Raw genomic sequence first — 2,448 nt, forward strand, 5'->3', positions numbered from 1 at the left:
TCGCGGGGGCTGGGGCGGCCGATGCGACCCGGAGGACCTGGACCGCTCCCCCGACCAGACCGGTCGTCGCGAGGAGGACGCCGAGCACGACGGTGAGCACGGTGCGTGCCCGGTTCCCCCGCACGATGCGGTGGAACGCCTTCGTTGCCCGAGACATCGGCTCCCTCTCCCGTGACGGCCGTCACTCGGCCTGCGGCTCAGTCAAGGCGGACCGCGACACCGGGGCTAGGGGCTCGACGCAATCGCTTCCCCCACCACACGGATGTTGTGATGCGCGTGACAACTTTTGCGCCGCCTACGTGCCGATCCGTCTGAGCGCCCCGTCATGATCAGCGGCCACCCGGCACCGTCTCGAGACACCGAAACCGCCATCCCTGTTGGGGAGTGGCGGTTCCGGTGGGGGCCGCTGTCGGTGCCGCGTCAGGACAGCGTCAGCGGCCCGCTGCCGGCGGTTGGGATGTTGGTGAGATACCCACCCATCACCATCGCGTCGCCGGGAAGAAGATCGATCGTGACGCACATGGTGCCGACAACTGAGGTGATCACGAGATCGGAACTCGTCGCCGTCCACCGCTGCGTCGACGGGATGAAGGTGCCGTCAACTGTGCCTTCGAACCGCCAGACGCAATTGACGTGTGACACCTTGATACTCACCTCAGCGAGCCGGGCCGTCCACGAGGTTCCCGACCCCGCAAGCACTTCAAGATCCCAATCGGCAGTGAGGGTAGTCGGGCCCATGATCGGGTTCGAACACGCGTGCGTGAGCACCCCGAGATCGGCAGCCGTCGCGCCGAAGGTTCGGCTGGTCCCAGGCGAGAGCACCTGACCCGCGACGTCGAACTGGCTGCACGTGACTGTCTGATTCGCCGGCACGTTCGTGAACCAGACACTCGTCCCGACCAAGTTGAGCGATGGCCCACCGGTCGGGGTGTAGTCGGTCGTGGCCCGGGCGCTGGTGGCGGACGCCGCAATCACCGTGACCGACGCTACCGCGACGGTGACACAACGCACGGCCCGGGAGAGCGTGGATTTCATCGAAGGTCCTCAGGAGAAGCTCAGCGGGACACTGCCCGCGGGTGGGACATTGGTGAGCGAACCCGAGATCACGATCTCGTCGCCGGGCAGGAAGTCGATCGTCACGCACATCGAGCCGACCACTCCGGTGATGACCAGCGCCGACGTCGTCGGCGTCCACTGCTGGGTCGCTGTGTCGAAGAGGCCGTCCGCCTGTCCTTCGAAGGTCCACTCGCAGTTGGCCCAGGCCGCCGTCCCTGACACGTCGACGAGCCGGACCCTCCAACTGGACGTCGCACTGGCATCAAGCACCGCCAAATTCCACGAGACGTCGAAGGAGATCGAGCCCATGAGCGGATGGGAGCAGGTCTCCGACGGGGTGCCAAGACCGACGGCTGTCGTGCCGAGCGGACGGCTCATTCCCGGGGACGTGACGGTGCCGGGAACGGTGAACTGGGAACAGGTGATCGTCTGAGCGGCAGGAACGTTGGTGATGGCGATGTTCGTTCCCTGCAGCTTCACAGCCGGCCCACCGGTCGGTGTGTAGTCAGTCGTGGCCCAGGCGCTGGTGGCGGACGCCGCAATCACCGTGACCGACGCTACCGCGACGGTGACACAACGCATGGCCCGAGAAAGAGTGGAGTTCATCGAGGAGTCCTCAGGAGAAGCTCAGCGGGACACTGCCCGCAGGCGAGATGTTGGTGAGCTGGCCGTTCAGTTCCATGTGGTCGCCGACCTGGAAGTCAAAGGTGGTGCAGGAACTGCCCACCACCGATGTGACGACCAGATCGGAGGTGATTGGAGTGAAACGCTGGGTCACGGTGTCGAACGTGCCGTCCACGGATCCCTCGAAGGCTTGGTCACAGTTGACCGCGGACAGGGTCATGTCCACCTGATCCAACCTCGTCGGCCACGAAGTACCGCTCGGCGATCCGGTGATGGAAAGTCCCCAATCAGGGTCGACATCAAAATCCACAAGCCCGAAGACCGGATGTGTGCAGTTGTCGGTCAGCGCGCCCAGATCTACCGCTTCGCTTTTGAAAGCGCGGCTCGTGCCCGGCGCCGCGACCTGACCGGCGGCGTCGAGGCGCGAGCAGGAGTACGTCTGGAGGGCTTCGACGTTGGTGAAGGTGACGCTGCTGCCGACGAAGTTGGTTCCCGGCCCGCCGGTCGGCGTGTAGTCCGTGGTGGCCTCAGCGTTCCCCGACGTCACAGTGACCAGAGTCAGCGAGAACGCGGTGGCCGCGACAACCCGACGGGCAGCTGCTGTCTGCGCCCGCACGTCACTCATCCCCGTTGGGAAGCGGTGGCCGATCGCCCAACGGGGGAACCGGGAGGGGACAGCGCCCGCTTGCATCGCATGCCTCGAGATCGTTGAGGTCGAACCCGCTGTCCCAGAACCTGGCCTGTCCCTGCATCACGCGAAGCGGATTG

3 protein-coding genes are annotated in these 2,448 nt (G+C 65.6%); all 3 read right to left on the bottom strand.

Annotated elements, in window-relative coordinates:
• Positions 1 to 420: 420 nt before the first annotated feature.
• Genes V6M39_RS15675 through V6M39_RS15685 form a run of 3 tightly spaced genes read right to left on the bottom strand, consistent with a single transcriptional unit; the run spans position 421 to position 2,227 of the window.
• Positions 421 to 1,035: a hypothetical protein gene (locus tag V6M39_RS15675; protein WP_332644749.1), complete on the bottom strand. Its 615-nt coding sequence runs from the start codon at positions 1,033 to 1,035 to the stop codon at positions 421 to 423.
• Between the two features lie 9 nt (positions 1,036 to 1,044).
• A complete protein-coding gene (locus V6M39_RS15680; RefSeq protein ID WP_332644750.1) occupies positions 1,045 to 1,662 on the bottom strand; it encodes a hypothetical protein in 618 nt (205 codons plus the stop codon).
• A gap of 10 nt (positions 1,663 to 1,672) precedes the next feature.
• Entirely contained in the window at positions 1,673 to 2,227 is a 555-nt protein-coding gene (locus V6M39_RS15685) for a hypothetical protein (protein WP_332644751.1), read from the bottom strand.
• Between the last annotated feature and the right edge of the window lie 221 nt (positions 2,228 to 2,448).

It is taken from the genome of Aeromicrobium sp. (genome assembly GCF_036675695.1).
Taxonomy (GTDB): Bacteria; Actinomycetota; Actinomycetes; order Propionibacteriales; family Nocardioidaceae; genus Aeromicrobium.

Bases quoted from the DNA above. Each gene is read 5' to 3' on its own strand.
- V6M39_RS15675 (WP_332644749.1), bottom strand. From the start codon at position 1,035: ATGAAATCCACGCTCTCCCGGGCCGTGCGTTGTGTCACCGTCGCGGTA.
- V6M39_RS15680 (WP_332644750.1), bottom strand. From the start codon at position 1,662: ATGAACTCCACTCTTTCTCGGGCCATGCGTTGTGTCACCGTCGCGGTA.